Origin of the sequence: Nostoc sp. (genome assembly GCF_036917675.1) — a bacterium.
Taxonomy (GTDB): Bacteria; Cyanobacteriota; Cyanobacteriia; order Cyanobacteriales; family Nostocaceae; genus Nostoc.
On record NZ_JBALCT010000030.1, the window covers coordinates 54,634 to 69,737 of the forward strand.

Sequence of the window (15,104 nt, forward strand, 5' to 3'; positions counted from 1 at the left end):
TGTGGGAATCATAACTAATTACCCGGACATGATATTAAACCCTTTAATTTACAATAATTCTGCTAAACCTTATTTTTAAGCAGGGATAGACCAAGCTCATGTGTGTCAATTTAACGTTAAAAGGACGGTTATAACCGCCTTTTTAACGAAATTTTTTGAAATTACCCTGACTTTTCAAATAATTGTTCAGTACTTCTATTTATATTCCTGCAAAGCCCCTAACTTCCGAATTCCTGGCCAAATCATAGCCGTAGCAATCACTACTACAATGGTACCAATTCCACCACCTACAACCGAAATCACTGGGCCAAACAAGGCAGCAGTCAAGCCTGACTCAAAGCCCCCTAATTCATTCGAGGCACTAATAAACACGCTATTAATAGCAGCAACCCGACCACGCAAATGATCCGGTGTTCTGATTTGAACTAATGTATGGCGAATCACTACACTAATACTATCTAGTGCGCCACCAAGGGTCAGCATCAACATAGATAGCCAAAACGAATGAGAAAGTCCAAAGATAATTGTCACAACACCAAAGCCAACCACTGACCATAATAAGGCTGGGCCGGCTTTGCGTAATGGTGGTAAATACACCAGCGTAATCGTCATTGTCAAAGCACCGATGGAGTGTCCTGCCTGGAGATATCCCAACTCCACTGGTCCCACATGTAAAATATCTTTGGCAAAGATGGGAAGGAGCGCGATCGCACCACCTAACAATACAGCAAACATATCCAATGTAATCGCTGCTAAAATCAACTGATTCTGCCAGACAAATTTAGCACCAGCTGACAGCGCTTTGAGTGAGATTGGCTCAGTTGTGCGGATACCTTTTTGCTCTTTTATCGGCAGGGTTAAAATAAAACAGAGCAACGCGGCGATCGCTGCTATCACATATACGCCTGTAGCACTTCCCAACAGCGCAATCCCGAATCCTCCGAAGGCTGGGCCGATGACTGCGGCTAACTGAAAGCTACTACTATTCCAAGTTGCTGCATTGGTAAAAGCGCTGACAGGTATCAACTGCCACATTAAGGCATCACTAGCAGGTCTGAGGAATGCCCTAGCGACACCTGTTAATACCAAGCAGGCGTAAATTAGAAAAATTGCACCTTGGGTATAGGAAAGCACTGCCAAAGCCAGCGAACAGAGAGCTAGTAGCATCACTGACAGTAACATAATCAGTTTGCGATCGCGGCGATCGGCCACATGTCCGACAATCAAGGTGAGAGCAATCATCGGCAAGACTTGCGCCAGTCCCACACCACCTAGAATTATCGCTGAGTTAGTCCGCTCATAGAGTTCCCAGCCGATGGCTACAGTTTGCATTTGCGACCCCACGGACAGCACCAGCCGTCCAATGGTAAATAGCCGATAGTCTCGAAACTTCAAGGCTGCAAAGGGATCGTGCTGTGCAACCTCAGAGTTATGGGGATTTGAGTTCTGTTTGCTCGAAGACATTTTTTAGTAGAGTTAAGCCTTCTTCAATGTTGGAAATTTGCTCTTCTGTAAGACCTTTCAATAGGTCGGTAATATGAGCGCGAGTTTGATCTTGGGATTGCTTGAGATGATGCCTTCCATCTTCAGTTAGATTGAGCAGCACCCGCCGCCGCTCTTGAGGATGAGCGCAGCGTTTGACGAAATCGCGTTGGACTAAGCGTTCTATAGTTGCTGATGCTGTGGCAGAGGTGACACCTAAATGCTCTGCCAATTCAGATAATGAAGCCCCAGGATTCCGGTTGATAAATGCTAGCGATCGCAACTGAGGTATAGATAAAAAAGCAGCGCTGTGGGCACGCATATCCGCTCGGATAAACCGCATCATTAATGGAACTGTGTCCATTACCCTAGCGGCACATTCTTCGGAAGTTGCACCTTTAGTAGGTTTATCCAAGGTCATGGGACTGTTATTCTCCTAATTACATTGCCATCCGTGGATCAAGTTTTCCACCAATGATGGTTAAGATTATTAACCTTAATAAGAGAATTGTACAATCCAGACCAAAGCCATAGACGCTAGAACCATTGCGGATTACCAAAATAATGGGTCTAAAGCCCCGCCCATCTAGGGCGGATTTTGGTATAATAGCGATAGTGGGCAAGGTAATCAACCACTGAAAAAACCTTGTTGTCGAAAGACACGCTGCACCTTGAAAATTGAATCTAAGCGGTTCTACTGCATTTTTCTAGACTCCACCTCGCAGTAGGTAAAAGATTCAGAGGAGCTAGACGAAGAGCATTTTGGGGCAATTGTCTCCAAATCTAAACAGAACTCGCGGCAACGCGAATAGGGTAGGGCATACCCGAATTAACGCTTGGGGAGAATCCCACCTCTGAGTTAGATGACGCAAGGACTCTAATTTAAGTGGTTTCGGTGAGCCAAGAATCCCCGTCTCTTTAGAGCGGGGAGTGTCAAATTGCTACCCGTGGATAAAGTCGTCCACCGATGACCGCCAAAACTGTTACTGTTAATGAGAGAATTGCCAAATCCCAACCAAAGCCATAAACGCTGATTCCATCCACCAGCATGGCGCTGCGTAAAGCGTCAACCTGATAAGTTAAGGGATTCAAGTGGGAAACAATCTTTAACCAGTCGGGCATCATTGAGATCGGATAAATAGCATTGCTGGCAAAAAATAACGGCATGGTTAACATTTGGCCAATTCCGGTCATCCGCTCTCTGGTTTTTGCCAAACAGCCAATAATTAATGAAAAAAGACAAAAGCAAGCCCCCCCCAGCATCACTACCAGTAGCACTTGCCCAAAAGCTAGAGGATGGAAATTTAATTTTACACCTAAGAAAAAAGCCAATACATAAATTACTGCTACCTGTGATAAACACCGTACCCCACATGCTAGAGCTTTGCCCAAGACCATTGCTATACGGGGTGTAGGACTAGCAAGAAATTTATGTACAATCCCTAAATCTCGCTCCCAAATTAGTGTGATTCCACCGGTGAAAATGGCCACATTCAACACGCTTTGAGCGAGAATGCCAGCAGCCATGAAGTCTAAATATGGTAAGTTCCCTGTATGAATTTCCCGAAGTTTGGAGAACACTTGCCCAAAAATCAGCAACCATAATGACGGTTGCACTGATCTGACTATTAAATCAGTGGGATCGTGCCGGAGTTTACGCACTTCCAATTCTGCGATCGCCAGAGTTTTCGTAACTAGCTCTTTAATTGCAGAGATGATATTTACTCGGTAAGTAGCTGGGCTTTTAACCCAACCGTTGAGCAGTACGTCTGGTTCTTGCTGTGTCACGGTAGTTGACTCCTGATGTTAACTGGTCGCCTGTATAGTGAATAAAGACATCATCCAAAGTTGCGTTTGGTTTATCTAAAGAAGCTCTTAAGTCGCTTGGTGCGCCTGTAATTACAACTTCACCTTGCTGCATAATCGCCACTCGGTTACATAAGCTGTCTGCTTCTTCTAAAAAGTGGGTTGTTAAAAATATAGTTGTGCCGTAATCTGCACAGAGTTGTTCCACAAGTTGCCATACTTGAGTTCGAGCGATCGGATCTAGTCCCACAGTCGGCTCATCAAGAAACAAAATTTGGGGTTGATGTAGCACTGATACGCCGATTTCCAGCTTGCGGATCATCCCACCAGAGTAGTTTCGTACCAAGCGCTGCGCCGCATCTTGCAAACCCATATATTCTAGAATCTCATAGATACGGCGATCGCGTCCTTTGGCAGGTATTCCATACAGCTTGGCGAAGATTAACAGATTTTCGTAACCCGTGAGGCTACCATCAGCAGAAAGCGCCTGGGGTACATAGCCGATAGCCCGTCTTACAGGATTAGATTGGTGAGTCACATCATAGCCAGCCAGAGTTGCTGTTCCTGCACTGGGAGGCAGTAAAGTTGTCAACATCTTAATAACTGTACTTTTCCCTGCCCCATTCGGCCCAAGCAGCCCAAAGACTTCACCCTGTTCCACAGATATGCTCAGGTTATTAACAGCCGTTAACTTCCCAAAACGGCGTGTGAGTCCCTGAGTTTCCAAAATCAGCCCTTTTGGTTCGCTAAGAGGTTCTGACCGATTTATTTTTCCCGTCAGTATAGTCACAAGTTTGATGCACTTCCATTCATTAGTGAGACTAACTATTAGTTTCTCAACATATTTGTCTGAAGTCAATAGACTTGTTACAGAAATCTGAATCAGAGTAAAAGGAAACTCAGTAGAATGGGCGCGAAGTATCACTGACAGCGATCGCAGTCTACCCATCGCCCGCAAGTACCTTGACGGGAGCCTATCCTAATCTGCCAAAACCTAGTACACTGACGCGGATTGTTTTCTTCTGTTTTGGGAACCCTAAGAATAATACTTGAATACTGAACACGGTTTGTATGGCAATAAAGGATGTTCTCGCAGATTTTGAGGGAGATGATTTCGTCACTCCTAGAATCATTCGTGCTACTCGCAGTTTTAATGGTCAAGGTACTTCACTTTATTACTATATTTATAGTAAAGATTCTGATGGGCTTGTTGCTGGTCTAAAACTAGACTTTTTTAGAAATGTTCGCTTCACTAACTTTAAGAAACCTCATCCAACAGAAAAATATAAACCTTATTTGGATAAATTCATTGCTGGATGGTCTTGTAGCGACGATGATGTGTTGCAATGTTTTGTATCATCAAATTCAGTAACAAAAGTGCAATTAGACAAGATGGCTAGACATTGGAAAATTCCTGTAGAGCAATTTATCAATACCTTGTTAGTTGCATATATGTTGTTGTGGGATGCTGAGAATGATGGCTGGCTTGGTAGCTCGGATTGGGACGGCGGAGATTTCGGGGGTTCCTTGCCTTCACCAAAGCGATGAAGCGTCTTGCAGAAGAATTGTGCCACATTCTTTTAGAAATAGTCAAAACGCATGAGCTTAAATTGGGACGGCGTGATGCATTTGGACAACGCTACACTCTAGATTTCACGTTGGAATGGCAAGATAGAAGTGCGACCATTCGCAGTGGTTGCATTATCCAAGAAGGTTCTGATGTCCCAAGATTAACAACCTGCTATCCTCTGTAATATCTGGAAGTGATATAGCAATCCGATTTGATTTCTGAAAAAATCTAAGTATATTAGATAGTATATAGGACTCCTATTTGATTTTTGAACAAAATTAGGTATGTAGGGTGTGTTAGAACGAAGTTCGTAACGCACCATTATCAAGGGTTTGGTGCAGTACTCTACTTGCTAATACAACGCCAGTTCGCTCAAGTCGGGAAACCCGCCCACACGACTGGCTCCCCTACGTATCTTTTCAGAAATCAAATATTAGTCCTATACAAGATGACCAAAAGTACAATCAAGTTGCTGGATGTAGTAGCACTGACAGTTGATCTACCTGAATACAACCTGTACCGTGGTCAAGTTGGCACAGTAGTAGAATTATTAGCTGGTGGTGATGCATTTGAGGTTGAATTTAGCGATGCCTACGGCGGGCTATGCCTACGCAATGGACGCACATACGAATCTGTCGGTTTACGCCCAGAGCAAATTATGGTATTACATTTTGAGCCAGCATCCCCTGATTCAGTAAGGCCAATGGTGATAGCATAAGTTGTTGTGCCCAGAGCGATGCCTACAGCTGGCTACGCCTACGCAGCTTTATCAGATATTCTGAAATAAAATCATATCTATAAACCTTCCACAAAATATCCGATTATGGCGATCGTTGGTGTCTTGTCTACGAGACACATAAGGGACGTAGCGGGGTATAACGCATTACGAATTACCAATTATTTAAATCTTTCTCCCATGTGCATAGAGAAAATAGTTATCTGTCACCTTCACGTCAGCCTGAAAACCTGTTTTATTTAGCTGAACTTGAAGTTGATCCGGCTGATAAAAAATTTTGACAATCTGAAATTCTTGGCCATCATTTAACTTACGGGTTTGATATATGTTTCCGTCATCTTTAAGGATATGATTGTTAGCCGTAGATGTCGGTTCAAAGGAAGAGTCAATGATAAATACTTGTCCACCAAGGCGAACAGATTGATAGACTTTCGTCAAAAATGAATCGAGTAATTTTGGCGGCACATGAGAGAGCCAAAAGGCAAAAAACACTAAATCATATTCAGTGTTAGGTTGCCATGTAAATAAATCCATGAGGTGATATTCAACACTCAGGGAATTTAACTTCGAGCGATTAATTACAATCACTTCTTCAGAGGCATCGATCGCAGTAATTTTTTTACCGGTACTTAAAAGCTCCTGCGTCCAAATACCTGTTCCACACGCTAACTCTAAAATATCATCCACTACGCCAATTTGGTGTAATGTATTTTTGATTACAGCTACTTCATTAAACCAGCACTGGTTGTTTTGGGTACCGCGATCGTAGCGTCCTTTCCTATAGAACCACTCATCATATTCGTTGGCTCTAGCGCAATAGTACTCAATCTGTTGTTCAAGAATATTATCTGTCATCGGGTGCTTTCTGATCCGATTAAGTTTAGATTTGACGTTGCGATGATAGGGAGAATTTTTTCTTCAGCGAAGAAACTTGCATTTCAGCTTTAATTATGTGATATTTTTATCATTCAATAATAATACGGTAAATCAATAAGCTTGCCGGAGTTCTACCGGAGGTTTGCTGAAGTCTGATTTTAATTTACCCCTGAAAGCAGAGTAAAGATGTTGACTAAGTTCTCTCCAAGTCGATTTTTGGGCATTGCGATCGCCTTTTTCCAAAGGTTTCAACAACGAAGAATCTGCACTTTTTGTATAATATTTGCGGTGGGACTTAGCTTAACTTTGGCTGTCTCTGCTTGTTCTGGTAGCGCAAGCAACAACTCTGGCACACCGCAGACAACCCAAACCCCTACCACAGTTCGCATCGGCTACCAGAAAGCATCAACTGTCCTCTATGCGCTGAAGGCGAGAGGGGAATTAGAGAAAGCTTTCGTAACTTCAGGATCTTCGGTAACTTGGTCGGAATTTCCTGCTGGTCCCCCACTCCTAGAGGCATTGAATGCAGGTAGTATTGATTTCGGCTATACCGGAGAATCACCACCAATATTTGCTCAAGCTGGGGGTATTCCTTTGGTTTATGTTGCCTACGATCCTTGGAGTCCCAAGGCTGAAGCCATCCTGGTACCCAAGGATTCACCGATTAAAAGTGTGGCTGAACTCAAGGGCAAAAAAGTTGCTTTTGTTAAAGGTTCTAATGCTAACTACCTATTGGTGAAAGCACTGGAAAAGGCAGGGGTACAGTATAGTGATATCCAACGAGTAACTCTCACTCCTGCCGATGCTCGTGCTGTTTTTGAGGGAAAAAAGATTGATGCTTGGGCAATTTGGGACCCTTACTTAGCCGCAGCAGAAGCAGCAACAGGCGCACGTACTTTAGTAGATGCGACGGGATTAGCTGCCAATCGTGGTTATTATCTGGCTGCAAAATCTTTTGTTGATGCCAAGCCGGATGCCTTGAAAATAGTTTTAGATCAGGTGAAGAAAGTTAGTGACTGGGCAAAAAATAATCCTAGTGAAGTTGCTAAAATTCTTTCTCCGGCTTTAGGTATAGATGCTCCTATCTTGGAAATAGCAGAAAAGCGGCGTGAGTATGATGTACTTCCGCTCACAGATGAAGTGATTACTAAACAACAAGAGGTTGCTGATACCTTCTACAAAATTAAATTGCTCCCGAAAGAAATCAAAGTTAAGGAAATTGTTTGGCAAGGCAAAGTGAATAATTCGTAAGTTCCTTTTGAGAGATCAATGGATGAATATATAAAAATATTCAATTTACAGCAGAATTCAAGTATTTGAACCATATCTGTCATCGGGGCACAGCAATGCTCATAGGTATAAACTTAACGTAAAAACCAGTCTAGACAAAGCTTTAATAAATTTACTCGTTCCTCGTTAAGAGTCTCCGACTGGGAATGCCTAATATCAGGCTCCGCCTCAAGACTTGCGGCAGAGCCGCAATGAAAAAGCATTTCCAGCAAGAAGGCTGGAAATGAGGTTTTAAAGGGGTTTGAGCTTAAGTTGACACCTATGAGCAATGCTGTGCCCTTACTGCGTGGTCTATTTACCTGAAAATATAGTAACGGACAGGAAGCTTAGGACAACAATCAATTCACAATGTACGCTTGTTGAAGGCATCTATCGCCGAATTGTCCTAACGGCTTTGAACAAATGCAGATTTAAATAGACATCTGGTGAAAAAGAATGTAGAGATGTAGCAGTGCTACGTCTCTACATGGGTTCTTGATAACGCATATTTAGTTTCTAAACCATCCATATTGGGCATGGCTAAATCGAGCAGAATCACATCTGAATGCGTTCAGTTGCTACCTACAGCAGAATTCAGAAGTAAAACACCCCTTACACCTGGCTTTGAGACGAATCGTTGTGTACTTCACCTTCCTTGAAATCTACGTATATCGCGTGTTTACAGGAAAATTGATAACTGTGAAACACTATATTTCACTCATAAATTCAGATGTGATGACCCTGATTTACTAGATTTCAGAGACTTTTTCATTTTGAGGACAAAGCGAGCGAATTAACTCCCGAATCACATCGGTTGCTGGTCTCCCTGTGATTGAACAGTATTGTTCAAGCTTCTGTGCCTCGCTTGATGTGAGATTGATTGTAAGTCGTTTAGCAGCCCATTTTTTATTCATGTATTAGAGAGACAAGCGATATTTTTAAACTACTTCTCTAATATCAATCATTTAAGCTGCTAAGACAATGGTATAACTAATGACATCTAGTTTAAGTAATCATGAAGCCAGAGATTATTTTTTATAAGCAATAGTCAAGAGGTAGGGTATATTCTCAAGTATGAAGTTTAGCTACTTTTAGGGCAGTAATTATAAGTAGAATGTAAAAGGAATATTAAAGTAAGTAAACACAAAATAAGTATTTTCACCAACTGTCATTAAACCCAGCATCAAACCCAAATGACTGCTGTGTATCTGGTGTGAAATTGTGATCTAAAAGTGCGGTGCGATCGCATTATGACATAGGCTTACAGCAGTTTTTATGTATTTAAACCCCATCTGTCGTAGGGGCACAGCATTGCTTGTATGTGTCAACTTCAGGTAAAACCCTTTTCAAACCTCGTTTCCAGCCAGAGACTGGAAATGCTACTTATTGTGGCTCTGTCGCCAGTAAGGGAGGCGGAGCCTCAACGACGGGTATTCCCAGTCTGAGACTGGGAACGAGATAAGAGATAGTCAATTAGATTTCCGAACTTTGGGCAATTTCCTGATTGGTGAAATATTTTTGATCAGAGATTCCCGAACCCATACCCCATAAAAAAGAATAAATTGCTTTAAAGTCTTATCGAACAGAGACTTTGGTTATTGAGTACATTATTAATACATATTAATAGATGCAATATTGTGGATGAGATATTAATAGATGCAGTATTTATTTAAAGTTAACTAAAGAGCCGAAAGTCATCCTGACTTTTCACGTCGTATGGAAAAGCCCACAAAAAACCTAACTCCCTAACCCCCTTTCCAATGCGGTAAGGGGGAAAATTCAAAGTCTCTCTCTTAAAAAGAGAGAGGTTTTCCAGATACCGTGAAAAGTCAGAAAAGCCATCAACAAATCATCCTTAAAACAAGGGTAAGTAGGTAGGCGTAATTAAATATAAGATCAAACCTCACCCTCAATCCCTCTCCAAAGTATCCCAGAGGGAAGCCGGAGGCAGGGTGAGGTTTTATATTTAATTTGACCCACTTACTTAAATCTCAGTGCAGTTCGGATAATATCCCCCTTTTAAAAGTTATCAGTAACTCGTGTTCACTGATTTGTTGGCTCTGGCTATTTCTGATTTTTATATTCACACGTTCTGAATAATCCAGCTTAGAGGCGGGGACAAAAATCATCTTATGAACAAAACCTTTGCAACTATTGACGGGAATGAGGCTGTCGCCCGTGTCGCTTACAAATTAAATGAAGTGATTGCCATTTATCCCATCACCCCCTCTTCGGCAATGGGTGAATGGGCAGATGCTTGGTCAGCAGAAGGCCGTTCTAACCTCTGGGGTACTATTCCCAGCGTCGTGCAAATGCAGAGCGAGGGAGGAGCCGCAGGCGCTGTACATGGAGCATTGCAAACAGGTTCCCTGAGTACCACTTTCACGGCATCTCAGGGGTTATTGTTGATGATACCCAACTTCTACAAAATTGCTGGTGAACTGACTAGCGCTGTGGTTCACGTTGCAGCTCGCTCCCTGGCTACCCATGCTTTATCTATTTTTGGTGATCATAGCGATGTGATGGCAGCTCGTGCTACTGGTTTCGCCCTGCTATGTTCTGCTTCAGTGCAAGAAAGTCAAGATTTTGCTCTGATTGCCCATGCTGCTACCCTAGAAGCGCGAGTCTCGTTTATGCACTTCTTTGATGGCTTCCGCACTTCCCATGAAGTCCAGAAAGTCAAATTGCTCTCAGATGACGATTTGCGATCGCTAATCCACGATAACCTAATACTCGCCCACCGCGCCCGTGCCCTCACCCCAGATCGTCCAGTTTTGCGGGGTACTGCCCAAAACCCCGATGTCTATTTCCAAGGACGTGAAGCCGCTAACCCTTACTACAAAAGCGTGCATGAAATTGTCCAGCGCATCATGGATCAATTTGGAGAACGCACGGGAAGGTATTACAATATCTATGAATATTACGGCGCCAACGATGCCGATCGCGTTATCGTTCTGATGGGTTCAGGTTGTGAAACCGTCCATGAAACAGTAGATTACCTGAACGCCCGTGGTGAAAAACTTGGTGTAGTAAAAGTGCGACTTTACCGCCCTTTTGATGTGCAAAGGTTTGTTGCAGTATTACCAACTAGTGTAAAAGCGATCGCTGTTCTTGACCGCACCAAAGAAGCAGGCAGCCCCGGGGAACCGTTGTATTTGGATGTTGTGGCTGCTATTCATGAAGCGTGGGGAGAAGAAGCAGGGGAGCTCTTAGCTGGGAGCAGAGGGGAGGATCTTCTCCCCTGCCCCCTGCCCCCTGCCCCTCTGCCCAAAATTATTGGTGGTCGTTACGGTCTTTCTTCTAAGGAATTTACACCGGCGATGGTGAAGGGTATTTTTGATAACCTTGCCCAAGCTAAACCAAAAAATCACTTTACTATTGGGATTAATGACGACGTTAGTCATACGTCCTTGAGCTTTGACCCCAACTTCTCTACAGAATCAGATAATGTTGTTCGGGCAATGTTCTATGGATTAGGTGCTGATGGCACTGTTGGGGCTAATAAAAATTCCATCAAGATTATTGGTGAAGAAACCGACAATTACGCCCAAGGCTACTTTGTCTACGATTCTAAGAAATCTGGCTCGATGACTGTATCTCACCTACGTTTTGGCAAAGAGCCAATTCGCTCCACTTACCTAATTGACCAAGCCAACTTTATTGGTTGCCATCATTGGGGATTTCTAGAACGCATAGATATTTTAAAGGCTGCTATTCCTGGGGCGACTTTGCTGCTTAATAGTCCATATAATGCAGATACCGTCTGGGAAAATTTACCGCTCAAGGTGCAGCAGCAAATTATCGACAAGCATTTGAAGTTATACGTAATCGATGCTAGCCAGGTTGCCCGCGAAAGTGGCATGGGTGGAAGAATTAACACTATTATGCAGGTATGCTTTTTTGCTTTAGCGGGTGTCTTGCCACAAGAAGAAGCGATCGCTAAAATCAAACAAGCGATTGACAAAACTTACGGTAAAAAAGGCACAGAAGTTGTCCGCATGAACTTGCAAGCTGTAGACAACACCTTAGACAACCTGCATAAAGTAGACATGCCACAGACAATTAACAATCCAAAATCCAAAATCCAAAATCCAAAATTGCTAGACTCCGCTCCCGAATTTGTGCGAGAAGTTCTGGGCAAAATCATGGTATGGGAAGGTGATGACTTACCTGTTAGCACACTACCAGTTGATGGCACCTTTCCCGTAGGTACTGCCAAGTGGGAAAAACGTAACGTTGCCGAAGAGATACCTGTGTGGGAGCCGGATGTCTGCGTACAATGTGGTAAGTGCGTGATGGTTTGTCCCCACAGTGCCATCCGTGCCAAGGCTTATCAAGTGGATGAGTTAGTCAATGCACCGGGAACCTTCAAATCAACTGGTGCAAAAGATAAAGACTTTGCCAATCAAAAATTTACTATTCAAGTTGCCCCAGAAGATTGCACAGGATGTACTATTTGTGTAAATATTTGCCCTGCTAAAGATAAATCTGAGCCATTGCGGAAAGCGATTAATATGGCACAGCAGCTGCCTTTACAAGAGCAAGAGCGGAAAAACTGGGATTTCTTTTTGAGTTTACCCAATCCTGACAGGCGATCGCTAAAATTAAACCAGATTCGCCAACAACAACTGCAAGAACCTTTATTTGAATTCTCTGGTGCTTGTGCAGGTTGTGGTGAAACACCTTATTTAAAATTATTAACACAATTGTTTGGCGATCGCGCCGTCATCGCCAATGCTACAGGTTGTTCCTCAATCTATGGTGGGAACCTCCCCACTACTCCTTGGACAACCAACGCCCAAGGACGCGGCCCAGCGTGGTCTAATAATCTATTTGAAGATAACGCGGAATTCGGTTTTGGCTTCCGTCTTTCTCTCGATAAACAAGCTGAGTTTGCGGCGGAACTATTGCAACAATTGGGGAGTGAAATAGATGAAAACCTTGCTCAGTCTATCCTCAAAGCTGAACAAAAATCTGAGGCTGACATTTGGGAACAGCGCGAAAGGATAGAACTGTTGCAGCAGAGGTTAGATGAAATTCTAACTCTTGACCCCAATCTAAAATCCAAAATCCAAAATCTCAAATCGATTGCAGATTACTTGGTGAGAAAAAGCGTCTGGATTGTTGGCGGTGATGGTTGGGCTTATGATATTGATTTTGGGGGTATCGATCATGTAATTGCCAGTGGTCGAAATGTGAACATCTTAGTAATGGATACAGAAGTGTATTCTAATACAGGCGGTCAATCTTCTAAAGCTACGCCAAGAGCAGCAGTTGCCAAATATGCCGCCAGTGGCAAACCTGCACCAAAAAAAGACTTAGGGATGATTGCCATGACCTACGGAAACGTCTACGTAGCGAGTGTAGCCCTTGGTGCTAGAGATGAACATACTCTGAAAGCATTTTTGGAAGCAGAAGCTTATGATGGTCCATCACTGATTATTGCTTATAGCCATTGCATCGCCCACGGCATTGATATGACCACAGGGATGAATCATCAGAAAACTCTGGTAGAATCAGGTCGTTGGTTGTTGTATCGGCATAATCCAGAGTTGCTCAAACAGGGTAAAAATCCTTTGCAATTGGATATGCGATCGCCTAAGCAATCTGTAGAACATTCGATGTATCAAGAAAATCGCTTCAAAATGCTCACCAAGAGCAAACCTGACGTAGCCAAGCACTTATTAGAACAAGCGCAAGCGGAAGTAGATGCACGTTGGCAGATGTACCAATATCTGGCAAAGCGTGAGATTCCCATCACCGAATTTTAGATTTTAAATTTTAAATTTTGGTGAAGCAGCGCGGTCTTGTTCCAAGGGGAGACGCTAAAAGCGATGGGGGTTTCCCCCATGAGTGACTGCACCAAGCCGTAGGGATTGAAGATTCTTGCATCCAAAATTTAAACAGGTCTGATACTATTTCACTTTAATAATGATACAAATACGTTGGTAAGGACATGGTAATGCCATGCTCCTACGAGAAATCTGTGTGTATCAAGGTTTTCGTGAAATGGTATGAGACTTGCGAATTTAAACGCGAGAATGAAGGAGGCAGCAGCCAGGAGGAGCTTTGCAGATGGGAATTCGACCCCAACTGATTTGAAGCCACTTTTTAATCCCCTCCTTGCTTGCGGGGAGGGGAGACAAAGCGTAGCTTTGGCGGGGTGGGGTTCTTCGGGTTTAATAAGCAATCAAGCGGACATGATATAAGCCGTAGTTTTTCAATCTCCCCCATCTGCAAGAGCTTGCAGTATAGGTAAAAAAATAGTTGGGCAATTTTTAAGAATGCGAGGAAAAAAGAGTTTCCCAGTCAATCACAGGTGGTCTTTGTCCCTGGTTAACTATTTCAAAAATTTGTCTGGAACTATTTGGCTGAAAAAGACATTCTACACAAGCGCTGGCTACATCAATCCGGCTAGCATCACCCGAAAGTGTATCCCCAGTGCCTAAGACCACACCGTATTTACCTCCTGTTTTTGCCTTGAGAAGGGTGTTGAGATCGTATGAAGTATATGGACCGTCAATAAGGCGTCCTGCACGGATAATAGTGTAGGGTAATCCTGAATTAATAATAGACTCCTCGCCCTTTTGTTTGGCATCCAACACGCCGAACGCATTAAGAATACTAAAAGGAAACTGATTTTTACGCAAAATTCCGCAGGAAGAGACGAAAACGAATCGCTGCAAATTCCGGGGTGCTGCTGCCACTAGGTTGCTGACACCTTGGGCATCGACCTTTGCTGGACTATTCTTTGCTTTTGCTTCACTAGATTTGGGATTAAGGTAAGTGATTCCCCATTCAATCAAGTTCGGGGCTTGGTCAAACTCCCATCGCGCAGAGGGAAAGGCAGTGGTTCCGGTACAACTTATGATGTGGCTCACATCTAGCGTTGCGGCTGGTAGTGTAGCTGGCTGGCGGATGTCACCAACGGCAATTTCCACTCTCTGGTTAAACATCTCTTCAGCTTTTGCGGCATTGCGTGTCAAGACACGAACTTTCAAGCCTTTCTCTAGCAGCTTGCCTACGACCAGTTGCCCCACTCCACCAGTAGCACCAGCAACTAGTACCAAATTTTCAACTGACGTTTCAAAAGAAGTCACGTCGCTTCGCTCCGAATTCAAAATTCAAAATTCAAAATTTAAAAATAAGCTTTGAGTTAAAGGCTAACTAAGGTTTTCTAACTTTTTGGTGTTTAGTCTTGGTTTTCGACTATTTCGCCGATTATACCTCGATTTTTGACCAACTACAATCACTAATGAAATAGGTTTTTGACTATTTAGTTTTGCTCTGTAGCTTTCAGGCTGATAAGTGGGAATTTTAGGATCAGGGTAAACTCCCTAAATCTAACAGGACTTACGCAAAAAA

Annotated in this window: 12 protein-coding genes and 1 pseudogene; 5 read left to right on the plus strand and 8 right to left on the minus strand. The window is 43.2% G+C overall.

The window, feature by feature from the left end:
• Window positions 1-195 precede the first annotated feature (195 nt).
• The 5 genes and pseudogenes from V7K31_RS10345 to V7K31_RS10365 all read right to left on the minus strand — a co-directional run bounded on the left by V7K31_RS10345 (window position 196) and on the right by V7K31_RS10365 (window position 4,078).
• Window positions 196-1,464, minus strand: coding sequence for an MFS transporter (locus V7K31_RS10345; protein ID WP_335094193.1), 1,269 nt, complete (start codon window positions 1,462-1,464; stop codon window positions 196-198).
• Entirely contained in the window at window positions 1,430-1,903 is a 474-nt protein-coding gene (locus V7K31_RS10350) for a MarR family winged helix-turn-helix transcriptional regulator (protein ID WP_335094195.1), read from the minus strand. Before V7K31_RS10350 ends, V7K31_RS10345 begins: the two co-directional genes overlap by 35 nt.
• A gap of 19 nt (window positions 1,904-1,922) precedes the next feature.
• Window positions 1,923-2,039, minus strand: a pseudogene (locus V7K31_RS31840) (ABC transporter permease); the annotation flags it as partial.
• Window positions 2,040-2,415: 376 nt separating this feature from the next.
• Window positions 2,416-3,270 (minus strand): ABC transporter permease, encoded by an 855-nt coding sequence (locus V7K31_RS10360; protein WP_335094197.1) that lies wholly within the window; start codon window positions 3,268-3,270, stop codon window positions 2,416-2,418.
• Window positions 3,227-4,078 (minus strand): ABC transporter ATP-binding protein, encoded by an 852-nt coding sequence (locus tag V7K31_RS10365; protein ID WP_335094198.1) that lies wholly within the window; start codon window positions 4,076-4,078, stop codon window positions 3,227-3,229. The genes V7K31_RS10360 and V7K31_RS10365 overlap by 44 nt, the downstream gene beginning before the upstream one ends.
• Window positions 4,079-4,359: 281 nt before the next feature.
• Between V7K31_RS10365 and V7K31_RS10370 the strand changes: the two genes are divergently transcribed.
• The 3 genes from V7K31_RS10370 to V7K31_RS10380 all read left to right on the plus strand — a co-directional run bounded on the left by V7K31_RS10370 (window position 4,360) and on the right by V7K31_RS10380 (window position 5,576).
• Window positions 4,360-4,836 (plus strand): hypothetical protein, encoded by a 477-nt coding sequence (locus V7K31_RS10370; RefSeq protein WP_335094199.1) that lies wholly within the window; start codon window positions 4,360-4,362, stop codon window positions 4,834-4,836.
• Complete coding sequence (locus V7K31_RS10375; protein WP_335094200.1) at window positions 4,833-5,042, plus strand: DUF6883 domain-containing protein; 210 nt, start codon at window positions 4,833-4,835, stop codon at window positions 5,040-5,042. The genes V7K31_RS10370 and V7K31_RS10375 overlap by 4 nt, the downstream gene beginning before the upstream one ends.
• A gap of 264 nt (window positions 5,043-5,306) precedes the next feature.
• A complete protein-coding gene (locus V7K31_RS10380) occupies window positions 5,307-5,576 on the plus strand; it encodes a DUF4926 domain-containing protein (protein ID WP_335094201.1) in 270 nt (89 codons plus the stop codon).
• A gap of 183 nt (window positions 5,577-5,759) precedes the next feature.
• On the opposite strand, the gene V7K31_RS10385 is transcribed toward V7K31_RS10380, so the two are convergent.
• Window positions 5,760-6,449: a class I SAM-dependent methyltransferase gene (locus V7K31_RS10385; RefSeq protein WP_335094202.1), complete on the minus strand. Its 690-nt coding sequence runs from the start codon at window positions 6,447-6,449 to the stop codon at window positions 5,760-5,762.
• Window positions 6,450-6,656: 207 nt separating this feature from the next.
• Here V7K31_RS10385 and V7K31_RS10390 point away from each other — a divergent pair, with 207 nt between their 5' ends.
• Entirely contained in the window at window positions 6,657-7,721 is a 1,065-nt protein-coding gene (locus V7K31_RS10390; protein WP_335094204.1) for a sulfonate ABC transporter substrate-binding protein, read from the plus strand.
• A 767-nt stretch (window positions 7,722-8,488) separates the two neighbouring features.
• Here V7K31_RS10390 and V7K31_RS10395 read toward each other — a convergent pair.
• Window positions 8,489-8,653: a CopG family transcriptional regulator gene (locus tag V7K31_RS10395; protein ID WP_334823987.1), complete on the minus strand. Its 165-nt coding sequence runs from the start codon at window positions 8,651-8,653 to the stop codon at window positions 8,489-8,491.
• Window positions 8,654-9,871: 1,218 nt separating this feature from the next.
• On the opposite strand from V7K31_RS10395, the gene nifJ reads away from it, so the two are divergent.
• Window positions 9,872-13,510, plus strand: coding sequence for a pyruvate:ferredoxin (flavodoxin) oxidoreductase (nifJ, locus tag V7K31_RS10400; protein ID WP_335094205.1), 3,639 nt, complete (start codon window positions 9,872-9,874; stop codon window positions 13,508-13,510).
• 507 nt (window positions 13,511-14,017) lie between these two features.
• On the opposite strand, the gene V7K31_RS10405 is transcribed toward nifJ, so the two are convergent.
• Window positions 14,018-14,839 carry an SDR family oxidoreductase gene (locus tag V7K31_RS10405; protein WP_335094206.1) on the minus strand — a complete coding sequence of 274 codons (822 nt, stop codon included), beginning with the start codon at window positions 14,837-14,839 and terminating at the stop codon, window positions 14,018-14,020.
• Window positions 14,840-15,104 lie beyond the last annotated feature (265 nt).

Bases quoted from the DNA above. Each gene is read 5' to 3' on its own strand.
- V7K31_RS10390 (WP_335094204.1), top strand. From the start codon at position 6,657: ATGTTGACTAAGTTCTCTCCAAGTCGATTTTTGGGCATTGCGATCGCC.
- V7K31_RS10350 (WP_335094195.1), bottom strand. From the start codon at position 1,903: ATGACCTTGGATAAACCTACTAAAGGTGCAACTTCCGAAGAATGTGCC.
- V7K31_RS10345 (WP_335094193.1), bottom strand. From the start codon at position 1,464: ATGTCTTCGAGCAAACAGAACTCAAATCCCCATAACTCTGAGGTTGCA.
- V7K31_RS10385 (WP_335094202.1), bottom strand. From the start codon at position 6,449: ATGACAGATAATATTCTTGAACAACAGATTGAGTACTATTGCGCTAGA.
- V7K31_RS10375 (WP_335094200.1), top strand. From the start codon at position 4,833: ATGAAGCGTCTTGCAGAAGAATTGTGCCACATTCTTTTAGAAATAGTC.
- V7K31_RS10370 (WP_335094199.1), top strand. From the start codon at position 4,360: ATGGCAATAAAGGATGTTCTCGCAGATTTTGAGGGAGATGATTTCGTC.
- V7K31_RS10395 (WP_334823987.1), bottom strand. From the start codon at position 8,653: ATGAATAAAAAATGGGCTGCTAAACGACTTACAATCAATCTCACATCA.
- nifJ (WP_335094205.1), top strand. From the start codon at position 9,872: ATGAACAAAACCTTTGCAACTATTGACGGGAATGAGGCTGTCGCCCGT.
- V7K31_RS10380 (WP_335094201.1), top strand. From the start codon at position 5,307: ATGACCAAAAGTACAATCAAGTTGCTGGATGTAGTAGCACTGACAGTT.